We start from the raw sequence: 21,374 nt of genomic DNA, 5'->3' as shown, positions 1-21,374 counted from the left end.
ATTAATGCAATAGTGTTGCAAATATAGAAATCTTATTTTTAAATGCAATATTGTTGCGGTAATTGTTTGTGAAAAATCAATGCATTTGCTTATTTTAGCAAATCTTATATTCCTTAAAAATGAAAATTTTCTACAGCCTTTTTGCTTTTTTTATGACAATTATGATTGGATTTTCGCAATCAAAAACAAAAGGAAATCTTGTTTTAGAAAATGGTGTTTCAGAGCAATTAGCTCAATTTAGAAAACATCAAATTTCTAATATTACTTACGAACTTTCATTTGAAATTCCGAATAAGAAAAATGAAGATATTGTTTCAAAATTAGCTTTAGAAGCAACATTATCAGATGTGAGCGAGCCTTTGTATTTAGACTTTAAAGAGAAATCGCAAAACATCAAAACAGTTGAAGTAAACGGGAAAACAGTTGCAATTGTTCACGAAAAAGGACATATTGTAATTCCTGTTGGAAATTTGATTTCAGGGAAAAATACAATTAGGATTTCGTTTATCGCAGGGAATTTATCTTTAAATAGAAACGACGATTTTTTATACACTTTATTAGTTCCAGACCGCGCCAGTACTTTATTTCCCTGTTTTGATCAGCCCGATTTAAAAGCAACTTATAAGCTTAGTCTTTCTGTTCCAAAAGATTGGAAAGTTTTGGCTGGAGCCGATGTGAAAGAGAAAATTGAAAAAGGAGATTTTACGTTATACGCTTTCAAAGAATCAGACAAAATGAGCACCTATTTGTTTTCGTTTGTAGCGGGAAAATTCAACAATGTGACGCAAAAGCCAGGAAATCTGGAAATGACAATGCTTTATCGTGAAAATGGCGCTGATAAAATAAAAGCAAGTGTCGATACAATTTTCAATTTACATCAACAATCTCTAGATTTTTTGGAAAAATATACCAATTATAAATTTCCTTTTCAGAAGTTAGATTTCGCTTCGATTCCCGTTTTTCAATATGGCGGAATGGAACATGTTGGTGCGATTCAATACCGAGAATCAACTTTATTTTTGGATAATAGTGCTACCGATAGCGAAAAATTAAACCGAGCAAAACTCATTGCGCACGAAACCTCACACATGTGGTTTGGCGATTTGGTAACCATGAAATGGTTTGATGATGTTTGGATGAAAGAGGTTTTCGCCAATTTTATGGCAGATAAAATTATGAATCCGATTTTCCCGAAAGTCAATCATAATCTGCAATTTTTTACAGCGCATTATGCTAGCGCTTACGCGGAAGATCGATCTTTGGGAACGCATCCGATAAGACAGCATTTGGCAAATTTGAAAGATGCTGGTTCGCTATATGGCGCTATGATTTACAACAAAGCACCAATTATGATGCGTCAATTAGAAGCTTCAATGGGAAAAGAAGCTTTTCAGAATGGAATTCAAAAATACATTCAGAATTATGCCAATGACAATGCCGATTGGAATAATCTCGTAGAAATTCTTGATGCAGAAACGCCTTTGGATATGAAGAAATGGAGCGAAGTCTGGGTAAACAAATCTGGAAGAGCTATTTTTTCAGATAAAATAGAATATGACACGCAAAATAAAATCAAGAAGTTTGAAATTATACAGCAAGCTGAAGATAAATCAGATAATATCTGGCCTCAGGTATTTCAAATAGGTTTAGTTTATTCTAATGATGTAAAAGTGCTAACGGCAAATATCGTAGATAAAAGTTTGATTCTAAAAGAAGCTATCGGACTTGAAAAACCGCTTGCAGTTGTTTACAATTATAATGGTTTTGGATATGGTGTTTTTCCGCTTGACGGGAATAATTTAAATTATATCGCAAACCTAAAAGATGAGGTAGCAAGGGCTTCGTCATACAGCAATCTTTATGAAAATACTTTAGTTGGAAACGTTTCTCCAAATCAAGCTTACGAATGCTTTTTAAAAGGAATTCAATCCGAAGAAAATGAATTGGTTTTGCGAATTGTTTCTAACAATCTAAACACTATTTATTGGAGATTTTTCACCGAAAAACAGCAAAATGAAGTTCAAAAACAGCTTGTAGGTATTCTGTATGAGCGTTTGCAAGCTAATTTATCTTCGAATATCAAAAAGACATTGTTTGGCTTATTTACTTCGGTTGCTTATTCTGAGTCAGGAAAAGCGAGTTTATATAAGGTTTGGAATAGAGAAATCTCAATTACAGGTTTGAAATTAAATGAAGACGATTACACGAATATGGCAATGAATCTGGCTATTTTCAAACATCAAAAAGCCGATGAAATTTTGGAAACAACTAGAAATTCAATTTCAAATCCAGACAAAAAGAAACGATTTGAATTTTTGCTTCCATCTTTATCTAAAGACGAATCGGTTCGAAATACTTTTATAGAATCATTAAAAGATGATGTAAATCGTGAAAAAGAATCTTGGGTTTCTGTAGGTTTGGCAAATGTAAATCATCCGCTTCGTCAAAGAAATGCACAAAAGTATATTAGATTTTCACTAGATTTGGTTGACGAAATTCAGCGAACGGGAGATATTTTCTTTCCGAAAGATTGGCTCGATAATACCGTTGGAAAGTATTCGTCGAAATATGCTTTTGATGAAGTACAGCGATTCTTAAAAGAAAACCCTAATTTTAGTCCGATCTTGAAGCGTAAATTGTTTCAGGCGACAGATTTGCTTTATAAAGCACAAAATATTAAAAAAGAAACCGAATGAAAATTGAATCGGAAATAGAGAAAGTCTCGAGTTTTCAGCATCTGGAAATGCTGGCAAATCAGGTTGTGGAAGGTTTTATATCTGGAATGCACAAGAGTCCGTTTCATGGATTTTCGGCCGAATTTGCCGAACATAAAGTTTATAATGCAGGCGAAAGCACCAAACATATCGACTGGAAATTGTTTGCCAAAACCGATCGTTTGTACACGAAACGTTTTGAGGAAGAAACCAATTTGCGTTGCCATTTGATTGTCGATAATTCGTCATCAATGCATTATCCTGAACTGAAATCGAATCAGCCTTTTTATGAAAAGAAGATTGGTTTTGCAGTTTTGGCTTCGGCGGTTTTGATGAATATTCTAAAGAAACAGCGTGATGCCGTTGGTTTAAGCGTTTTCTCAGATCATTACGAATATTACGCTCCAGAAAAAGGAAGCGATCGCCATCACAGAATGCTTTTGAATAAATTGGAACAATTATTAGAACAGCCAAAAGCAAAGAAAACGACCGACACGATTACCTATCTGCACCAAATTGCAGAGAAAATGCATCGTCGTTCTATGATTATTTTGTTTACAGATATGTTCCAGACGCAAGATGACGAGAAATTATTCAACGCATTACAACATTTGAAACACAACAAACATAAAGTAGTTTTGTTCCATGTGGTTGATAATCAAACTGAATTAAAATTTGATTTTGATAATGCACCAAGAAAATTCATTGACTTAGAATCGGGCGAAGAGGTTTCGATTTTTGCTGACAATGTAAAAGAAGAATATGAAAAAAGGGTAGAAGCTTACTTTAAAAACTTGGCTTTAACCTGTGCGAAGAACCAAATTAAGTATGTTTCGGTAAATGTGGGCGATAATTTTGAAAAAATATTGACTACATATTTGGTTGAAAAACAAAACTTTGGATAAAGATTTGAAAATTTATTTCATTTTTTTTACAAAAACACTTGCAGAAACGAAATTCTGTTATATCTTTGCAACCGCAATAACGCAGAGGTTTGGTAGTTCAGTTGGTTAGAATACATGCCTGTCACGCATGGGGTCGCGGGTTCGAGTCCCGTCCAGACCGCAATATTGGGAAAAGCCTTTCTGTAAAGAAAGGCTTTTTTGCCCAAAAACGGTATCTAAGATTAGTTGTGTTGTTTTGCTACGACTTTGTAACTCGTAGCTGGTTTAGTAGTTAGACCAATGAAAAGCTTTCCACTTTTGTGGATGGCTTTTTTGATTTAAGACACTTTTGGTTTTGCTTAAATACGATGAAAATTTTACCGCAAAGAGCGCTAAGATTTACGCAAAGTTCACAAAGATATTTTCTAAAGAATGCAAAGTTCGCAAAGCTTACAATTGAGAAAGCTTTGCGATTTTTTTTGCTTAATCCCAACTTTAACGCAACAGTTTGTCATTTCGACGAAGGAGACTCGAGTGATAGCGAATAGGCGAAGCAAATCTCCGCAAGTAACGCTACAAAGATTTTCTATTTATAATATTAAAATATAGCCCGTGGTTTCAACCACGAGAATACAATGTATGCAATACGTTTTCTGTGGTTGAAACCACAGGCTATGTTAATGAAAAACTTGCGGACTTTGCGTAGATCTTAGCGCGCTTTGCGGTCAAAAAGAAAGAAACTTCTTCTTTTTTGATTTCGATACCAATTTTTAAAATATTGGAATTTAGCCAATTAAAAATTTCTCAAATTTTATTTGAAAAAACGCTTGCAGAAACGAAATTCTGTTGTATTTTTGCACCCACAATAACGCAGGGTTTGGTAGTTCAGTTGGTTAGAATACATGCCTGTCACGCATGGGGTCGCGGGTTCGAGTCCCGTCCAGACCGCCTAAGTTTGTAAAATGCCTCTCATTACGAGAGGCATTTTTTTTATATGGCTTTTTAAGGAAATCGTCTAGCTTTGTCATTCCGAGGAACGAGGAATCACACTAGGAACTCCATAACAGTACGTGAATTTCGTGTGAGATTCCTCGTTCCTCGGAATGACAAATTGTATGGAATTTGGAATTTATTTCTTTCCTATCTTTATATTATGGAACAATTAACATTCAAAGTAGACAAATATTATCTCCATAAAGTAGATGCCGATAAAAAAAGCATTTACTGCCATCATAATATAATGGGAGAATTACTTGTTCCAACACATAAACATAACAAAGCGCAAATGCTTTACGCAGAAGGCGACGTCGTTTTTGTGACAACTGAAACGAAATCATATTTTTTGCCTGCAAGACATTTTATCTGGATTCCCGCGGGAGTAGAACATAGTATCGAACCAAAGTCGGAACATGTGATGATGCGAAATTTGTATTTTCCGGTTGAAAAAAATGAGGATGATTTCTATAAAAGTGAAGGTATTTATCCGGTGAATAATCTACTGCTTCAAATGATGATGTTTACCAATCAGTGGAACGGTGATTTGAAAAAGGGAAGTCCGAGTTTTGTTATTGCGAAAGCCATAAAAGCGATTCTTCCGCAAATATGTCATACCAATTTGCCTTTAGAACTTCCTCAGCCTAAAGATAAACGACTAGGAAAAATACTTCGACATATTGAAAACAATCTAGGAGAAACGATTCTTTTTGCCGATGTGGCACATGAATTTGGCTTTAGCGAACGTTCTTTGTATCGCTTATTTCAGAAAGATCTCAAAATGTCTTTTATTCAATATTATACCATTCGAAGAATTCTTAAAGCAATCGAGCTTTTATTAGAAAGAAAACTTTCGGTGAAAGAGGTAGCTCTAGAAGTTGGGTACAATAGTGTCCCGACTTTCAGCAATACTTTTTTTAAGATTTTGGGTCAAAGACCTTCTGATTACTTAAACGGAGAAGAGATTTTAGAACGAGGTAAATAGTTTTTGTTTCACGCAGATTTGAGCAGATTTTGCAGATAATTGTTTGATTTTACGATTGTAAAAAATAAAAATCTGCGCATATCTGTTTAAATCTATTAAAATCTGCGTGAAATATCACAATCCAAATCTATTTTGTAATAAATTGTTTTTCAGTGTTTTAATATAACGTTTTCGAAAAATGGAATTTTAACATTTGTCCGAAATGAATATGTTATTGACTTTTTAGAATCATCAGCCAAGGAAAAAATGAAGGAACTTTGCAGCATAAAATATTCAAATATTCATGTTCCTTAAAAAAACAAACTCTAAAGAAGATTGTTTTCCCAGAAGCTTATTGATTTTACTAATGGTATTAGTATTCAGTAGTTTACATGCTCAGGAAGTTCATACCGTTTCTTTACAAGAAGCGATGAAACTCGCGAAGGAAAACAACAAAAAAGTCCTTAAATCTCAACTGGAGATTACGCTCGCTGAGCAAAACATCAAAGAAAGAAAAGAACTTAGATTACCGGATGTACAACTGAACGGAATGTACTCCAGAATTACCAACATTACAGAATTTAAAGGAGATGGTTTCTTAAACGGAAAAGAAGTTACGAAAGCAATTCCTGAAATCTATGAGGTAAATTCAACTTTTAAAATGCCAATTTACGTTGGAAACAAGATTAATAACGCAATCAAAATTGCGAATCAGGAAAACGAAATTGCGAAAATAAAATCGGAAAAAACAGAAAATGATATTGAACTGGAAGTTGTTGCAAACTATCTGGCGATTTATAAAATGATGGAACTTCAAAAAATATTTGAAGAAAACATCAAAGAAGAAAAAAGCCGATTAAAAGAAGTGCAATCGCTTCAAAAACACGGTACGGTAACCAAAAATGAGGTTATACGTGCCGAATTACAGCTCTCAGATCGTGAGTTGAATGCGCTTACAAACTCCAAAAACATTCAAATAGCGCTTCACGATCTGAAAACTTTAATTCAGATTCCTGAAAACGAAGAAATTGCAATCGACACAACTGCAAGTCTGGATGAAATGAACGGTTTAGATCCGTATGATTTTTATCTGAATAAAGCGATGCAGAACGAAGAAATGCGAATTGCAAGTCAGGAATTAAACATTAGTAAAACCGAAATGCAATTGGTAAAAGGTAATTATCTGCCAAGCGTAAACTTCTTCGGGAATTATGGCTTTTATTATCCAAACTACAAATTCTTTCCGCCAAATCCGTATTTGTATACTTTAGGTCAGGTGGGAATCGAGGCGCGTTTTGATCTTTCAGCTTTGTATAAAAACAAAACGAAAGTGGCAAAAGCGAGTACTAAAATCGATGTGCAGAAAATGCAGACTGAAATTATAAAAGAAGAAATTCAAGATCAGTTATATAAAGAGCATACGCAGTATCAGGAAATCCTCGAAAAATTTGTCGTGGTTGACAAAGCTTTGGATTTAGCTGAAGAAAATTACCGAATAGTAAAGCTGAAATACTTAAACCAATTGGTTTTAATTACGGAAATGGTCGATGCTGATAATGCGTTGCTTCAGGCAAAATACAACAAAATCTCTACCCGATTGGATGCTATTTTGAAACATTACCAAATGATGCACACGGCAGGAATTATGCCTAATGCAGGAAGTTAAACTGAAAAGCTAGAGGAAAGATTTTAAAGAAAGAACTAAGATAAAGAGATAAAAAAGATGGTTAAGATAAAAAATGAAACTAAAAGAAATAAAACGTTTCATATACTAATAACAATTATTGCGTGTGCGCTGGTAATAAGCGGGGTTATTTTAGGAATTTGGTTTTATGTGTTTAACCGAAACCATGAAGAAACCAATGACGCGCAGGTAGAACAATATGTTACGCCAATTATGTCTAGAATTACAGGTTATGTGCAAGAAGTTCGTTTTGACGAAAACCAATTTGTGCATAAAGGAGATACTTTGGTGGTGATCGATAATAGAGAATATAAATCGAAATTGAATGTGGCTCTTGCCGATGTTCAAAATGCGCAGCAAAATAGCGTTGTGGCTCAAAAAAACGCCATTAATACAGCAAGTGCAACAGCAATTAACGAGTCGCAATTAGAAGCTGCAAAATCAAATCTTTGGAAAACCAAACTAGAATACGAAAGATACAAAGCTTTGGTGAGCGAAGAAGCTGCAACTTCTCAACAATTAGAAAAAGTTAAAGCAGATTACGAGTCGGCGCAAGCACATTTTCAGGAAATGAGAAATAGAATTCATTCGGCAACTTTAAGCACTTCTGTTGCCGAAGCGAATGTTCCGACAACGCAAACGAATATTGCTTCAAAACAAGCTGTTGCAGATAATGCGGCATTATTTCTTTCTTATACTGTAATTACAGCGCCTTATGACGGCTGGGTTGGAAAAAGAACTTTACAGCCAGGACAAATGGTAAAAGAAGGTCAGTCGCTGCTTTCTATCGTGAGTAAAGAAAAATGGATTACAGCCAATTTTAAAGAAACTCAACTGCAATATTTAACTGTTGGGCAAGAAGTAGAAATCAAAGCTGATGCAATAAACGACAAAGTTTTTGTGGGAACAATTGCTTCGTTATCGCCTGCAAGTGGTGCGAGATTCTCGTTGCTTCCTCCAGATAATGCGACTGGAAACTTCGTAAAAATCGAACAGAGAATTCCAGTTAGAATTCAGTTAAAAGAACAAGACAAACAAACCGATTTTTTAAGAGCAGGAATGAACATTACGGTTGTTGCTGCACACAAATAAAATGGAAGATAAAAGTATATTTAAATCATGGGTTCCAAAATGGGCGATCATTATTATTTTGTTCGTTTGTTTGTTGCATTCTATGATTTTATTGGGAGTTTATACGTCAAACGTAACCTATGCGGCGAGTTTTTTGGACATTGAGCCAGAAGATTTGCAGTTTGGGATGTGTGTTACGTATGGAACTCTGTTGGCAACCATTTTGATAGAAAGCCGATTTTCGAGTTTTTTCCCTGCAAAAAATTACCTGATGGCAGTTTATTCCTTAATCGGAATTACGATTGTTTCATCGGCCTATATTACCAATTTTTCGGTTTTTTTATTGATGAGGCTTGCCGAAGGAATATTGATGGCACTTCCTGTTATTACGATCAGACAATTGCTTATTGAGCAGTTCAATACTAAAAATGCCATTATTATCGGGTTTTCATTTTACTACGGCGCGCTGTTGTTGTCTACGCCTTTTATTATGAATATTGCCGTGTGGTTTCTCGATCATTACGACTGGAAATACATGTTGTACGTTTCGGGCGGACTGCAGGTTTTAAACGTTTTTTTAATCTTAGTTACTTTCAGAGGGCACCGAATTACGAAGAAGATTCCGTTGTATCAAATCGACTGGATGAGTTATTTTTTGGTTTTAATTTCGATTCTTTGCGGTGCCTACTTTTTTGTTTATGCCGAAAAGAAATATTGGTTACAGTCTTCAGAAATGGTTTTAATACTGATGATTTCGCTCATTACAGGCGGATTATTCATCTTTAAAGAACGTTTGGTAAAAAGACCGAGTTTTAATTTTGAAGTTATAAAATACGCCAATCTGCGAATAGGATTTTTATTGTTTTTCCTTTTCTATATCAGCAGAGCAACGTTGAGTCTTTGTCATTCGGCGATGTTTTCCATTTGGAATTGGGATCCATCGCGTGTGGCGGGCGTTCAGTATATAAACGGATTAGGAAATGTAATCGGACTGGTTCTGGCAGCTTTTTTCTTGATGAAATCTGTTTCGACAAAAATTATTTTCATGATTGGTTTTACGCTTATTGCTATTTTCCATTTCTGGTTTACGTTTCTTTTTGTGCCAGATATTGCATTGAGCGATATTATCATTCCCTATATTTTGCAAGGAATCGGTGTTGGGTTTTTATTTGTTCCGCTCATCTTATTTACCACATCATCGGTTCCAGCAAATATGGCGGTTTCTTCGGGAATTGTTGGAGTTTCAGGGCGTTTTTGGGGAAGCACAATTGGCTTCTGCGTAATGCAGAATGCAATGGTTTTCTTAAATAAAAAACACTTCTTGAAATTAAGCCAATTCGTAACAGGCGAAAATCCCGAAGCACAGCAAACCATTGCAAGCACAACTCAAAGTTTTATTGCCAAAGGATATTCGGCAGATAATGCAAATGTTTTAGCCATGAAAAAGGTTTTCAGTACAATTACAAAACAATCGACTTTATTGGCCGATATGGAAATTTATACCATTGTAGGTTATGGTTTAGTGGTTTTGATTATTCTAATTGCTTGTAATCAGCATTTGAGACAAACTATGACTTTAGTGAAAAGTAAAATTTGGATTGGGTAAGAAAGTAAAATTGTAGTTTTTTTATTGGAAATAGTGTTTTTTGAAAGATTATTCTATTAGTTTTGTTTTAACTAATTCAAAACCAAATCAAAAATCTTAAGAACCTATGAAAAAAATTATCTTTTTTCTATTTACTATCGCAATGATTTCTTGTTCAAGTGATAATGACAATGAAAATTCAGCTCTTATTGAGTATGATAAAGTCAGCACTGTTGCGGCAGGTGTGTTTAAGCCGAGAGATTTATATGCTACCGCATTGACTATAGACGGAAATGGAAATATATATGTAGCAAGTTTTGAATCTGATCAAATAAGAAAAGTAGATAAAAACGGTATTGTCACAGTTCTTGCTGGATCTGGAGAATATAGTGAGATAGATGTAAATGGGCAGGGCGAAGAAGCTGTTTTTACAACAATTGTTGATTTAAATACAGATTCTAAAGGAAATATATACTTTTCAGGTTCTCATGATAGAACTTTGCGAAAAATTACTCCAGACGGCTTAGTAACTACTTATCTGACAGAAGCAGAAATGGGACGCCAGGCTTTTGGCTTTCTTATTGATAAAGAGGATAATTTGTATATTTCTGATGCAGCATCCATATTAAAATTTAATCCAAAAGGAACATCAACTATTTTAGCTGGAAAACCAGATGCATGGGGACATAATGATGGTAAAGGTGAAGAGGCGCGTTTTAGTTCTGCGCAGTTTATTGCTAAGGATAGTAAGGGTAATTTATATCTGAAAGAAAATGTTGGAGCTGAAGGAATTCGAAAAATAACACCAGAAGGACTTGTAACTACAATTAAAATTACGGTAAAACAAGATGGAGTCTATGTGCCGTATGTAGGTTTAGAAGACGCACAAGGATTGGCTATAGATAAAAATGATATTATATACATATCGACAGCCAATAATAATATTTTACAGATTACACCTGACGGAAAAGGGAAATATTTATTGGGAGAAGGTGATAGACCTAGCGGATATAAAGATGGTTTGGTTGGTGAAGCACTAACCTCTAATATAGGAAGAATCGCTTTTGATGAAAATGGGGATCTTATTATAATCGAGAATAGAAAAAACGGAATTAATGTACGTAAATTATCTCGAAAATAATCAAAATTTAATTTTATATAGTGAAGCTAGATAAAGCGATTCAGTATATTTGAAGATAATAAAACAACAAAACAAATATATGAGCCAGCAATGTGTAATTTTTGATATGGATGGCGTGATTTCGCACACCAATCCGCATCATGTAATCGCTTTTGAAAAGTTTTTCGATAAATATAATATTCCGTACACTCAGGAAGAATTTGAAGAGCATATGTACGGAAAACACAATAGTTATATCATGACTCATTTCTTCAAACGTCCAATTACGGGAGAAGAATTAATCAAACTGGAAGACGAAAAAGAAGGAATGTTCCGTGAGATTTATAAAGACAAAGTCGAAACGATTCCACATTATATGGATTTTTTAAACGAATTAAAATCTCGTGGTTTCAAAACCGCAGTTGCGACATCGGCGCCTCGCGCGAATTTGGATTTGATTGCCAATTTTCTGAAACTCGGCGAAAAAATGGATTCGATGATGTCCAGCGAAGATGTTAAATTTCATAAACCAAATCCAGAAGTATATTTAAAATCGGCAGAAAGAGTTGGAGTTTCTCCTTCGGATTGCGTGGTTTTCGAAGATTCTTTTTCGGGCATTACTGCAGGATTAAATGCGGGAATGAAAGTCGTAGGTGTTTTGAGCACGCATAAAAAAGAAGAACTTCCGCCATGTGATTTTTATATAAATGATTATAGTGAAGTGAATGTGGATAAGATAATTGAAATATTAAATTCCAAATTCCAAGATTAAAGAATTTTTATTTCACGCAGATTCTGCAGATTTTAGCAGATTTATTTTGATTTTAATAATATCTGCGTTTATCTGCTTAAATCATTTTAAATCTGCGTGAAATAAAAAAACGAATCAATACTTCTCCTCCAAAAAAGCAATCCAGCCTTTTTCAAATTCCAAGATTAAAAAATTTTTATTTCACGTAGATTCTGCAGATTTTAGCAGATTTATTCTGATTTTAATAATATCTGCGTTTATCTGCTTAAATCATTTTAAATCTGCGTGAAATAAAAAACGAATCAATACTTCTCCTCCAAAAAAGCAATCCAGCCTTTTTCAAATTCTTCGGTTGATACATTCAATGTTTTTTCGATGTTGCCGAAAGACGCAATTAGTTTTGGCAGAATGTCTTTTCCCCATTTTTGAGTGAGATATTCGATTATCGTGTAGCCAATATTATAAATCTGATTGCTGTGATTTAAATCTTCCAAAGTCAGGTTTTTGCTTTTAGCATATTTCACGCTTAACGTATTAACTTCTTTCGCTTCAAAAATACTAATCGATTCCCAGAGCCAGCGCGGATATTCGGCTTTGAATTTTTTATCAAATTCCCTTTCAAAAGTCAGTCGGTCTTGGGTGATGATGGTGTCTTTTGCTTTATAAATTAATATGTTCAGCTGAACGCAATGCGTAAACTCGTGCAAAGCCGTTTTGAGCGGATCGTCTGGAAAGATGGAATTAAACCAATTTGTCCACACAAAATGGAATTCATTTGGACCACGACTTGTGCCTTTTGTGTTTTCTGTTAAACCTGTGGCTTCATTAAACTTGAATTGCGAACCATAAACAGAAACCTTTATAGGGTCGTGTTCTATATCTTTTAGATTTTCTCTTATTCTAGAATAATTTGCCTCGAGATGTTTGCTGACTTTTTCGGCCTCGCTTTTGTAAATTCCGTTATAGGAAACAATAAAATGCTCCGATTTAAGAGTTTTGGTTTCGTGCTGAACAGTAAAGCTTCGAATCGTTCTCGCAAAATAAAAAATAGCAATAATTGCTAAAAGGATAACTAATAATCTGTATTTTCTCATGTGTTCTAAATGTTTTTTGAGATTTAAAAACAAGCGAAATTTTGAGATTTAGGTTTTTGGTATTTTAAAAATAAGAATATTTAGAGATTAAAACATAAAATAATTAAAGAAATTTCTGAACTTTCAATCGTTGTGGGTTTTAATCTCGCAATCCCGATAGCTATCGGGAGCAGAGGCGCGAAGTTTTTTTCATTCCTTCAACTTCAAATATTCTTTAGGAACACTTAACAATTCTTGATAACACCAGCTGTTTGGGCATTTGTCATTTAATTCAGAATGTTCGGCTATTCTGATTTCGATGGTTTCTCCGTTGTTTTTTCCTTTAAAAGTTTCTCCAACCTTAAAAGTTCGGTCACGTACGCCAACAAAACCTCCAACGGTTATTTGAGTGGTGTATTCTTTAGTAAATTCAAAGTTTTTAGAAGCCTTTTCTTCAGCCGAAGAACAAGCAAACATTCCTAAAGTAAGAATCAAAAAGCAAATCAATTTTTTCATAACGATCTTTTTGTATTTAGATGTTTGAATATCAGATTGGTTGCGTGAAATTAAGAAAGATTTTTGTTTTGAGAGCGACCGTTTGGTATACGAAAAAATAAAATAGAGTTGAACGCATATATGGGTTCAAATGAAATAAATTTAGAATGATTTTTGCAATATTTTAAATCTAAAATTATGAGTACAAATCATTTTTCAGAAGAAGTTGAGGCTAGGCTAAGAGTTTTTTTTAATGAAATTATTGATCCAAAAGATATGGCGAAAACAATCCGAGAGGTAAATTATCTTCTTTCTTTATATTTCATGCGAAGTCATAAAACTGATGAAACGGAATTGCCTAATATAGATGATAATTTTTATTGGATGAATAGACTAGCAGAAGTTCTCGATCCTTATTTCGATGTTGAATGAATATGCTATAATAAAAAAAGCCATATATTATGGCTTTTCATTTTGTTTATAGATTTTTTATAAAGCAGAAATAATCACTCTTTGTACAAAATCATTTGTATTTAAAAAAGTAATTTTAGACCTAAAAACATCTAGGGTAATATTATCTTTTAGTTTACTAAAACATTCGTTTGCAAAAGAGTTAGTGACTACGTCAACTCCTTCAAAATCCAAATATACTTTCTCGTTTGTTTCTATTTTGTCTATAATAGAAAGACGTATTTTTGCCCCTAAATCTCTTGTCCCAAGACTTGGGCTAATGTCTTTAAAAAGGATTGTGTGTGTCATTTTAATATATTTGTTATGTAAAGTTATATCTTTTTTATAGATAAGTACGTTTAATTTTTGTTATTAATTTGCGCAAAAGTAATTAATTCTCAAATAAGTTTTCAAAAACTTGTTTTTTATAATCATAAAATTGACTGGTAAATTCTTTATAGTCAACTTCGACATTAGTATTTATTCTAATGTAAACACAAGTACCTTGCCAGTTTGGAATATCTTTTACAACTGTCTTTTTCTCACTAACATTAAGTTTCTTTTTTCCAGAAATTAAACTTAGCCATCCTTTATTAAGACGTATAAAAGAAGCGGTAGCAAATAAGCCATGTCCTTGACCTTTTCCATTTGTAACTCCACTTTCAATACATTTAGTTATAGCTTCTTCTTCTGTAAAATTGTGTTTTTGGTTTAAAGATTTATGTATTCCCAATCCAAAATCGCAGACAATTAGTCTAATTGAATTTAAATTCTGAAAGTATTGTGCTACTACCCATCCTACTTTTTCCTCTGTATGATTTAATACGTTGTCTAAAATTTCGTTAAAGCAGTAATCTAAACTTGCGTAAACATTGTCATGCATAGCGCTTTTTTCTCTTAAAACTTTAAGGATTCTATTTAATACTTCGATTTGATTTTCTGAAGTATATTTTTGTATTTGGACAGCATTATTATGATTAAATTTTGGCAGTGAAATTGGAAGTTTGACATTCAGATTTTCAAAGAAATTCATTTTTGCCAAATATGTAACTATGCTTTTATTTGAATCTAGTTTTATATTTCCACTAACGGTATAGCCTAAGTGTTCAATATATTTAATTGTACATAGTAATAAAATGGCATAATCAGGATAAATAAATTCACAATTTGAAAAGTCAATTATTAGTATAGTATTAGGATTTTCTTCGTAACGTTTTACTAATAAATCGCAAACTTGTAAAGTTTGATTATGTGATTTTGCTATATCTTTAATAAAAATTGTATATGAATCCATTTAAAAAAAATAAAACAAAGATAGTTAATTTTATTAAGATTTTTATTGTATTTTTTTAGTGTTAATTTAGCAAAATCTAAATATTTTTTTAATTAAGTTAAATTTATTTTAGTTGTTTATAAGCTTATAAAATCTTTTCCAGTGTCTGTTACTATATATGTGCCGTTGACCTGTCTATAATAATATAAGATTCTAGCAATGTTACAAACTTTCGTTACATCTGTTTTGTCAATTGGAGAATAGTCTCTTTGAATATAAGAAATGATATTTTCATATTCTTTAGTTCCTTAGGGTTGTTTTTTATTCGATCAGTAAAAACAAACAATTCATCTGCTGTAGAATTCTCAGTATCATTAAGAGTTTTTTCTAAAATTAGAGGGTTGCTTTTATGATACTCTTGTAATTCTAGATTTAATTGTTTTATTTCTAGTTTTTTATCTTCAACTAATTTTGCAAATCTTTCTTCTTGTCTAGAAATTTGTTCTCTTAATTCTATTGATTGTTCAATGCTCAATAATTGCTTTCCGTCTACAATGTTTTTTTGGTCAACCCTCCATTTATTAAATTTTAACGAAAGCCAATATGTCCCATTTGTTATAAATGGGAACTATGGTAATGATAAATATTGATGAGAGGAATGGAAAAATAAGGATGTTTCCAACGTTAGAAAAATTATTGATGATATAATCGATTTTATTTGTATCAATTTTATTTTGAGAAACAAAAAAGGTTAGATATATAATTTTCCAATTCCATAAAGACCATGAAATTATAAAAGATCCATAGAAACGACTAGTAGTTCTTTCGTGTATTATTTGATCAAATGATTTTTTTAAATCATCTATCATTCTTTAAATATGAATTATTGTATCTGTTTCAAAAGTAGAAATAGAAAACAATAAATTGATATTATAGTAAATTGCTTATCAACAACTTTAATAACAAAAAGTAGAATGCAGTAAAAACAAAAAAGCTTCTGAAAATCTATTCAGAAGCTTTTTTTTGTGCGGATAATAGGACTCGAACCTACACGCCTTGCGGCACCAGATCCTAAGTCTGGCACGTCTACCAATTTCGCCATATCCGCGGTAATTGTGGGTGCAAAGATAGGCATACTTTTGAATTATCAAAGACTTTTTTGAAAATTTTTTTTAATTCTCTTTTTTGTACATTTGGGTTTCTATAAAAATAATTTAAATGGAAAATATTAAGTCCTACGTTCAACAACATAAAGATCGGTTTATCAATGAATTGATCGAATTATTAAAGATTCCGTCGGTTAGTGCCGACACTGCATATTCTCAAGATGTTATTGACACAGCAGAGGCTGTAAAAGAAAGTTTATCAAAAGCAGGGTGCGATTATGTCGAAACTTGCGACACTCCAGGTTACCCAATTATCTACGGAGAGAAAATTATAGATCCAAATCTTCCAACGGTTTTAGTTTACGGCCACTACGACGTACAACCGCCAGATCCATTAGAATTATGGACTTCACCACCTTTTGAACCAGTAATTAAAACTACAGATATTCACCCAGAAGGAGCAATCTTCGCGCGTGGAGCGTGTGACGATAAAGGTCAGATGTACATGCACGTAAAAGCGCTTGAGTTAATGGTGCAAAGCAATACGTTGCCTTGTAACGTAAAATTCATGATCGAGGGTGAAGAAGAAGTTGGTTCTGCAAGTTTGGCTTGGTTCGTAGAGCGTAATCAGGAAAAACTGAAAAACGACGTAATCTTGATTTCAGATACAGGAATGATTTCAAACCAACAGCCATCGATCACGACAGGTTTAAGAGGTTTGAGTTATGTTGAAGTAGAAGTTACAGGTCCAAACCGCGATTTGCATTCAGGTTTATACGGTGGAGCTGTGGCAAACCCAATTAATATTTTGGCAAAAATGATTGCTTCGCTTCACGACGAAAACAATCATATTACAATTCCAGGTTTCTACGATAAAGTTCAGGAATTATCTGCAGAAGAAAGAGCCGAAATGGCAAAAGCGCCTTTTAGCTTAGAAAAATATAAAAATGCTTTAAACATTGCTGATGTTTATGGTGAAAAAGGGTATGTAACCAACGAACGAAACTCAATCCGTCCGACTTTAGACGTAAACGGAATCTGGGGCGGTTATACTGGCGAAGGTGCTAAAACGGTTATTGCGAGTAAGGCTTTCGCTAAAATCTCAATGCGTTTGGTTCCAAATCAGGAATGGGAAGAAATTACAGAACTTTTTACAAAACATTTTACAAGTATTGCTCCAGCTGGAGTTACGGTAAAAGTAACGCCTCACCACGGTGGTCAAGGTTACGTAACGCCAATTGACAGCATCGGTTATCAGGCAGCTAACAAAGCATATACAGAAACGTTTGGAGTTCCTGCAATTCCAGTTCGTTCTGGAGGAAGTATTCCAATTGTGGCTTTATTCGAAAAAGAATTAAAAAGCAAAACAATCTTAATGGGATTTGGTTTGGATAGTGATGCAATTCACTCGCCAAATGAGCATTTCGGAATTTTTAATTACTTGAAAGGTATTGAGACTATTCCGTTGTTTTACAAGTATTTTGTGGAGCTTTCTAAGTAGTTTTTTTAACGCAAAGAACACAAAGATTTACGCAAAGTTCGCTAAGATTTTTTAAGTAAGATTTTATAAAAGTTCGCAAAGCTATATGATTAAGCTTTGCGAACTTTGCGTTTATAAACGTAATCTTAAATAAAAATCTTGCGTTCTTTGCGGTTAAGCTTTTTTAACCGCAAAGGACGCAAAGGTTTACGCAAAGTTCACTAAGATTTTTTAAGTAAGATTTTATAAAAAGTTCGCAAAGCTATATGATTAAGCTTTGCGAACTTTGCGTTTATAAACGTAATCTTAAATAAAATCCTTGCGTTCTTTGCGGTTAAGCTTTTTTTAACCGCAAAGAATGCAAAGGTTTACGCAAAGTTCGCTAAGATTTTTTTAATAAGATTTATAGAAGTTCGCAAAGCTTAATCACATAGCTTTGCGAACTTTGCGTTTATAAACGCGATCTTAAATAAAATCCTTGCGTTCTTTGCGTTTAAATTTTCAGCATTATTTTTAGATACAAATCCGTTCAGAAATGAGCGGATTTTTTTGTTTTCGTCTTTTTTTGTTGAGGTTCAGAGTAGAAAAACCTTTGTCACTTTGTCTCTCTGAACCTTTGTACCTAAAAAAAAGACCTCTTTTTCTTGCATATTTAAAATTTAACTCTACATTTGTAGAAACGAATCTATAATTGTAGAGCAATGATGAATTTGAAAAACCTTATTTTACTATTGTTTTGCGGTTCAATGCTTTTGAGTTGTAAAAGCAAATTGATTAATCAGAAAATTGACAAGAAAAAAGAAGGTGTTTGGATTGATGATTATACGCAAGATGGTACAAATTATAAATCGTATGAGTATTATAAAAATGATCTTCCTGTAAAAAAGTGGAAATCGTACATTAATGGGAAAATCTACAAAACGGAGAAATATAAAAACGGAATTTGTTTCGTAAAAAGTTATTACGAAAACGGAAAATTAGAATCGAAAGGGAAAACAAAATTAGAAATGAATTCGGTTGAAACGCATTGGTTTTATTTTGGAGAATGGAAATTCTATTCAGATAACGGAAAGTTAAAAAGCATCAAAAACTATGAAAAAGGAGAATTAATCTCAGAACAAAAAATACAATAAACCATTAACTATTAAATCCATGAAAAAATTACTTGCTTTCTTTTTTATTGTAATCAACTGTATTTTCGCGCAAGCGCAATCGTATAAAGAATGGGTTCAAAAAGCCGATTCTTGCTACAATGCACAAAATTATAAGTTGTCTGTTGCTAATTATGAAAAAGCCTTTAAAATAGAACAGAAAGATTATGGTGATTTGTACAATGCGGGTTGTTCTGCGTCTTTGGCAAAAGAAAAGAAAAAGGCATTTAAGTGGTTGAATTTATCTATTGATAAAGGATATGAAAACATTGCACATATTCAGATAGATGGTGATTTGAAATCTCTTCATTCAGAAAAAGAATGGAAAAAGACAATTGATAAATTACAAAAGAAACTGGATATTATTGGAGCAAATTACGATAAGGTGCTGGAAAAAGAACTTTCAGAGATTTATGCTGATGATCAAGAAATTCGTGGCGAATTTATGAATGTTTATAAGGCTCAAAATCCTGATAAGAAGAAAATGGACAGCATTGGTAAAATTATGGGAAAGAAAGACAGTATTAATCTTATTAAGGTAATGAAAATACTGGACGAAAGAGGTTGGTTAGGAAAAAATGTTGTTGGCGGTCAAGGAAATAAGACTTTGTTTTTGGTTATTCAGCATGCTGATTTAGAATACCAGCAAAAGTATTTACCTATGATGAGAGAAGCAGCTAAAAATGGCAATGCAGATCCAGGAAATTTGGCATACTTGGAAGATAGGGTAGCTTTGAGAGAAGGAAGAAAGCAAATTTATGGCAGTCAGGCGGCAAAGAATAAAAAGACTAATAAAATGTACATATCGCCAATGATAGATCCAGATAATGTAGATAAAAGGCGTGCAGAGGTTGGACTTGGCACTATCGCGGAATATGCGGCTAAACTTAATATTAAATGGGATTTGGAGACTTATAAGAAAGAATTGCCAGAAACGGAAAAACTCGAAAATATAAAACAATGACACAATTATCAAACGCAGAAGAACAGTTAATGGAGTATTTATGGAAACTTGAAAAGGCTTTCATGAAGGATTTGCTCGAAGCTTATCCAGAACCAAAACCCGCGACAACTACTGTTGCAACGCTCTTAAAACGAATGATCGACAAGAAATTTGTGGCATATAACGAATTTGGGAATTCTAGAGAATATTATCCTTTAGTGAAAAAAACAGATTATTTCTCGAAACACGTTAAAGGGTTAATTAGCAATTTCTTTAATAATTCGGCATCGCAATTTGCTTCGTTTTTTACTACCGAAACCAATTTGTCGGCTTCGGAATTGGAAGATCTTAAAAAAATAATCGATTCAGAAATTCAAAAGAAGAAGAAATGATAGCTTTTATTGTAAAATCAACAGTCGCTTTATGTGTTTTTATAGCTTTTTATCATTTGATATTAGAGCGAGAAAAAATGCATCAGTTTAATAGATTCTTTTTGCTTTTTTCAATTGTGATTTCCGTTGCAATTCCGTTTATCTCATTTGAAATTATCAAAGAAATTCCTGTAGATTTTTCAAGACAAGTTGCTATTAGTCAGCATACAATAAATACGTCGATTAATCAAACAGCAGAAAAAGTAGATTATAAATCCATTCTTTTATGGACTTTATACGCAATCGTAACGCTGTTGATGGCAATAAGATTTGGAAGAAACATTTGGAAGATTTTTTCCAGAATTGGCAATTCTCCAAATGTAGAATTTAAGAATTCAAAATTGGTTTTGGTAAAAGAAAAAATATTGCCACATACCTTTTTGCATTACATTTTTATCAATTTAGAAGATTATAAAAAGCAAAATATTGAAGCCGAATTGTACACGCACGAATTGGTTCATGTGCATCAAAAGCATACTTTGGATATTCTTTTTATAGAGCTTTTAAAAGTTGTTTTTTGGTTTAACCCTATCTTTTTGTTTTATAAAAAAGCAATACAGCTCAATCACGAGTTTCTTGCCGATCAGGAAATTGTGAAAACTTATAATAATGTTCCGTTTTACCAAAATTTACTTTTAACAAAAGGAAGCGAGAAACAAACGATTTACTTGGCCAGTAATTTGAATTATTTAGTAACAAAAAAACGATTAACAATGATGAAAAAAAGAACATCAAAAAATACAGCGTTTTTAAAGAAAATTGCTGTAGTGCCTCTAGTCACGATTTTAATGTTGCTGTTATGCATAAAAACAGTTGCGCAAGAAGTGAAAACAGAAGCGAAAAACAGCACAAGTAAAAATTCTTTTGATGAGAAAACAGTTATTTCAAAAGATAAAAAACAAGACGTGGCTGTAAAGGAAAAATCTGCTAAGTCAACAGACAAGAAGAAAACCAAAGTTTCGTCTCAGCCAGCAGTTGCTTCAAAAAAAACGCAGGATCTAAAAGAGAATGAAACTTTAAGCACTAAACAAGAATCTGGTTCTGAGGTGAGTACTATAATTAGTGAAAGTGAAGGAAGAGCAAAAGAACGAAGAAAATCTTATGGTTATCAAAATATTCAGTTTGATACTACAATGTTTAGAAGACCACAAAATCCTTGAGAATAAAACATTCTTAAAAACGTAAATAATCGATTCTGAAATATCA

Annotated in this window: 19 protein-coding genes and 3 tRNA genes; 16 read left to right on the top strand and 6 right to left on the bottom strand. The window is 33.1% G+C overall.

The window, feature by feature from the left end:
* The first annotated feature begins 119 nt into the window (after positions 1-119).
* The 10 genes from V6624_RS08195 (at position 120) to V6624_RS08150 (ending at position 11,787) form a co-directional block, all read left to right on the top strand.
* The gene (locus V6624_RS08195) at positions 120-2,696 is read left to right on the top strand and encodes a M1 family aminopeptidase (protein WP_338841515.1); all 2,577 of its coding nucleotides are present in this window, start codon (positions 120-122) and stop codon (positions 2,694-2,696) included.
* Positions 2,693-3,619: a DUF58 domain-containing protein gene (locus V6624_RS08190; protein ID WP_111286047.1), complete on the top strand. Its 927-nt coding sequence runs from the start codon at positions 2,693-2,695 to the stop codon at positions 3,617-3,619. Before V6624_RS08195 ends, V6624_RS08190 begins: the two co-directional genes overlap by 4 nt.
* A gap of 86 nt (positions 3,620-3,705) precedes the next feature.
* A tRNA-Asp gene (locus V6624_RS08185) sits at positions 3,706-3,779 on the top strand.
* Positions 3,780-4,472: 693 nt separating this feature from the next.
* Positions 4,473-4,546 (top strand) — tRNA-Asp (locus tag V6624_RS08180).
* 205 nt (positions 4,547-4,751) lie between these two features.
* On the top strand, positions 4,752-5,576 hold the full coding sequence (locus tag V6624_RS08175) for an AraC family transcriptional regulator (RefSeq protein ID WP_111288516.1): 825 nt from the start codon (positions 4,752-4,754) through the stop codon (positions 5,574-5,576).
* 346 nt (positions 5,577-5,922) lie between these two features.
* A complete protein-coding gene (locus tag V6624_RS08170; protein ID WP_239455698.1) occupies positions 5,923-7,221 on the top strand; it encodes a TolC family protein in 1,299 nt (432 codons plus the stop codon).
* 57 nt (positions 7,222-7,278) lie between these two features.
* Entirely contained in the window at positions 7,279-8,331 is a 1,053-nt protein-coding gene (locus tag V6624_RS08165) for an HlyD family secretion protein (RefSeq protein ID WP_111288512.1), read from the top strand.
* A gap of 1 nt (position 8,332) precedes the next feature.
* A complete protein-coding gene (locus V6624_RS08160; protein ID WP_111288510.1) occupies positions 8,333-9,916 on the top strand; it encodes an MFS transporter in 1,584 nt (527 codons plus the stop codon).
* Positions 9,917-10,022: 106 nt separating this feature from the next.
* A complete protein-coding gene (locus V6624_RS08155) occupies positions 10,023-11,036 on the top strand; it encodes a hypothetical protein (protein WP_111288508.1) in 1,014 nt (337 codons plus the stop codon).
* Positions 11,037-11,115: 79 nt separating this feature from the next.
* On the top strand, positions 11,116-11,787 hold the full coding sequence (locus V6624_RS08150; protein WP_111288506.1) for an HAD family hydrolase: 672 nt from the start codon (positions 11,116-11,118) through the stop codon (positions 11,785-11,787).
* Positions 11,788-12,068: 281 nt separating this feature from the next.
* On the opposite strand, the gene V6624_RS08145 is transcribed toward V6624_RS08150, so the two are convergent.
* Both V6624_RS08145 and V6624_RS08140 read right to left on the bottom strand, forming a co-directional pair.
* The gene (locus V6624_RS08145) at positions 12,069-12,860 is read right to left on the bottom strand and encodes a DUF6055 domain-containing protein (protein ID WP_111288504.1); all 792 of its coding nucleotides are present in this window, start codon (positions 12,858-12,860) and stop codon (positions 12,069-12,071) included.
* A gap of 189 nt (positions 12,861-13,049) precedes the next feature.
* On the bottom strand, positions 13,050-13,355 hold the full coding sequence (locus tag V6624_RS08140) for a hypothetical protein (protein ID WP_111288502.1): 306 nt from the start codon (positions 13,353-13,355) through the stop codon (positions 13,050-13,052).
* A 177-nt stretch (positions 13,356-13,532) separates the two neighbouring features.
* Between V6624_RS08140 and V6624_RS08135 the strand changes: the two genes are divergently transcribed.
* Positions 13,533-13,766, top strand: a complete 234-nt coding sequence (locus tag V6624_RS08135) for a hypothetical protein (RefSeq protein ID WP_111288500.1) — start codon at positions 13,533-13,535, stop codon at positions 13,764-13,766.
* Positions 13,767-13,823: 57 nt separating this feature from the next.
* Here V6624_RS08135 and V6624_RS08130 read toward each other — a convergent pair whose 3' ends face one another.
* The 4 genes from V6624_RS08130 to V6624_RS08115 form a co-directional block, all read right to left on the bottom strand.
* Positions 13,824-14,093 (bottom strand): STAS-like domain-containing protein, encoded by a 270-nt coding sequence (locus V6624_RS08130; RefSeq protein ID WP_111288498.1) that lies wholly within the window; start codon positions 14,091-14,093, stop codon positions 13,824-13,826.
* 82 nt (positions 14,094-14,175) lie between these two features.
* Positions 14,176-15,078, bottom strand: a complete 903-nt coding sequence (locus V6624_RS08125) for a sensor histidine kinase (RefSeq protein WP_111288496.1) — start codon at positions 15,076-15,078, stop codon at positions 14,176-14,178.
* A 214-nt stretch (positions 15,079-15,292) separates the two neighbouring features.
* Positions 15,293-15,592: a hypothetical protein gene (locus tag V6624_RS08120; protein ID WP_111288494.1), complete on the bottom strand. Its 300-nt coding sequence runs from the start codon at positions 15,590-15,592 to the stop codon at positions 15,293-15,295.
* A 491-nt stretch (positions 15,593-16,083) separates the two neighbouring features.
* Positions 16,084-16,165, bottom strand: a tRNA-Leu gene (locus V6624_RS08115).
* A gap of 110 nt (positions 16,166-16,275) precedes the next feature.
* On the opposite strand from V6624_RS08115, the gene V6624_RS08110 reads away from it, so the two are divergent.
* The 5 genes from V6624_RS08110 (at position 16,276) to V6624_RS08090 (ending at position 21,328) form a co-directional block, all read left to right on the top strand.
* Positions 16,276-17,664 (top strand): dipeptidase, encoded by a 1,389-nt coding sequence (locus V6624_RS08110; RefSeq protein ID WP_111288491.1) that lies wholly within the window; start codon positions 16,276-16,278, stop codon positions 17,662-17,664.
* A gap of 680 nt (positions 17,665-18,344) precedes the next feature.
* Positions 18,345-18,776, top strand: coding sequence for a hypothetical protein (locus V6624_RS08105; protein ID WP_111288489.1), 432 nt, complete (start codon positions 18,345-18,347; stop codon positions 18,774-18,776).
* A gap of 19 nt (positions 18,777-18,795) precedes the next feature.
* Entirely contained in the window at positions 18,796-19,758 is a 963-nt protein-coding gene (locus V6624_RS08100; RefSeq protein ID WP_338841514.1) for a DUF6624 domain-containing protein, read from the top strand.
* Positions 19,755-20,129, top strand: a complete 375-nt coding sequence (locus V6624_RS08095) for a BlaI/MecI/CopY family transcriptional regulator (RefSeq protein ID WP_111288485.1) — start codon at positions 19,755-19,757, stop codon at positions 20,127-20,129. Before V6624_RS08100 ends, V6624_RS08095 begins: the two co-directional genes overlap by 4 nt.
* Positions 20,126-21,328: a M56 family metallopeptidase gene (locus V6624_RS08090; RefSeq protein WP_111288483.1), complete on the top strand. Its 1,203-nt coding sequence runs from the start codon at positions 20,126-20,128 to the stop codon at positions 21,326-21,328. Before V6624_RS08095 ends, V6624_RS08090 begins: the two co-directional genes overlap by 4 nt.
* The last annotated feature ends 46 nt before the right edge of the window (positions 21,329-21,374 follow it).

The organism is Flavobacterium ginsenosidimutans, assembly GCF_037478105.1.
In the GTDB taxonomy this organism is placed as follows: Bacteria; Bacteroidota; Bacteroidia; order Flavobacteriales; family Flavobacteriaceae; genus Flavobacterium; species Flavobacterium ginsenosidimutans.
The sequence above is the reverse complement of the archived record's forward strand: the minus strand, read 5'-3'. Positions and strand labels throughout refer to the sequence as shown.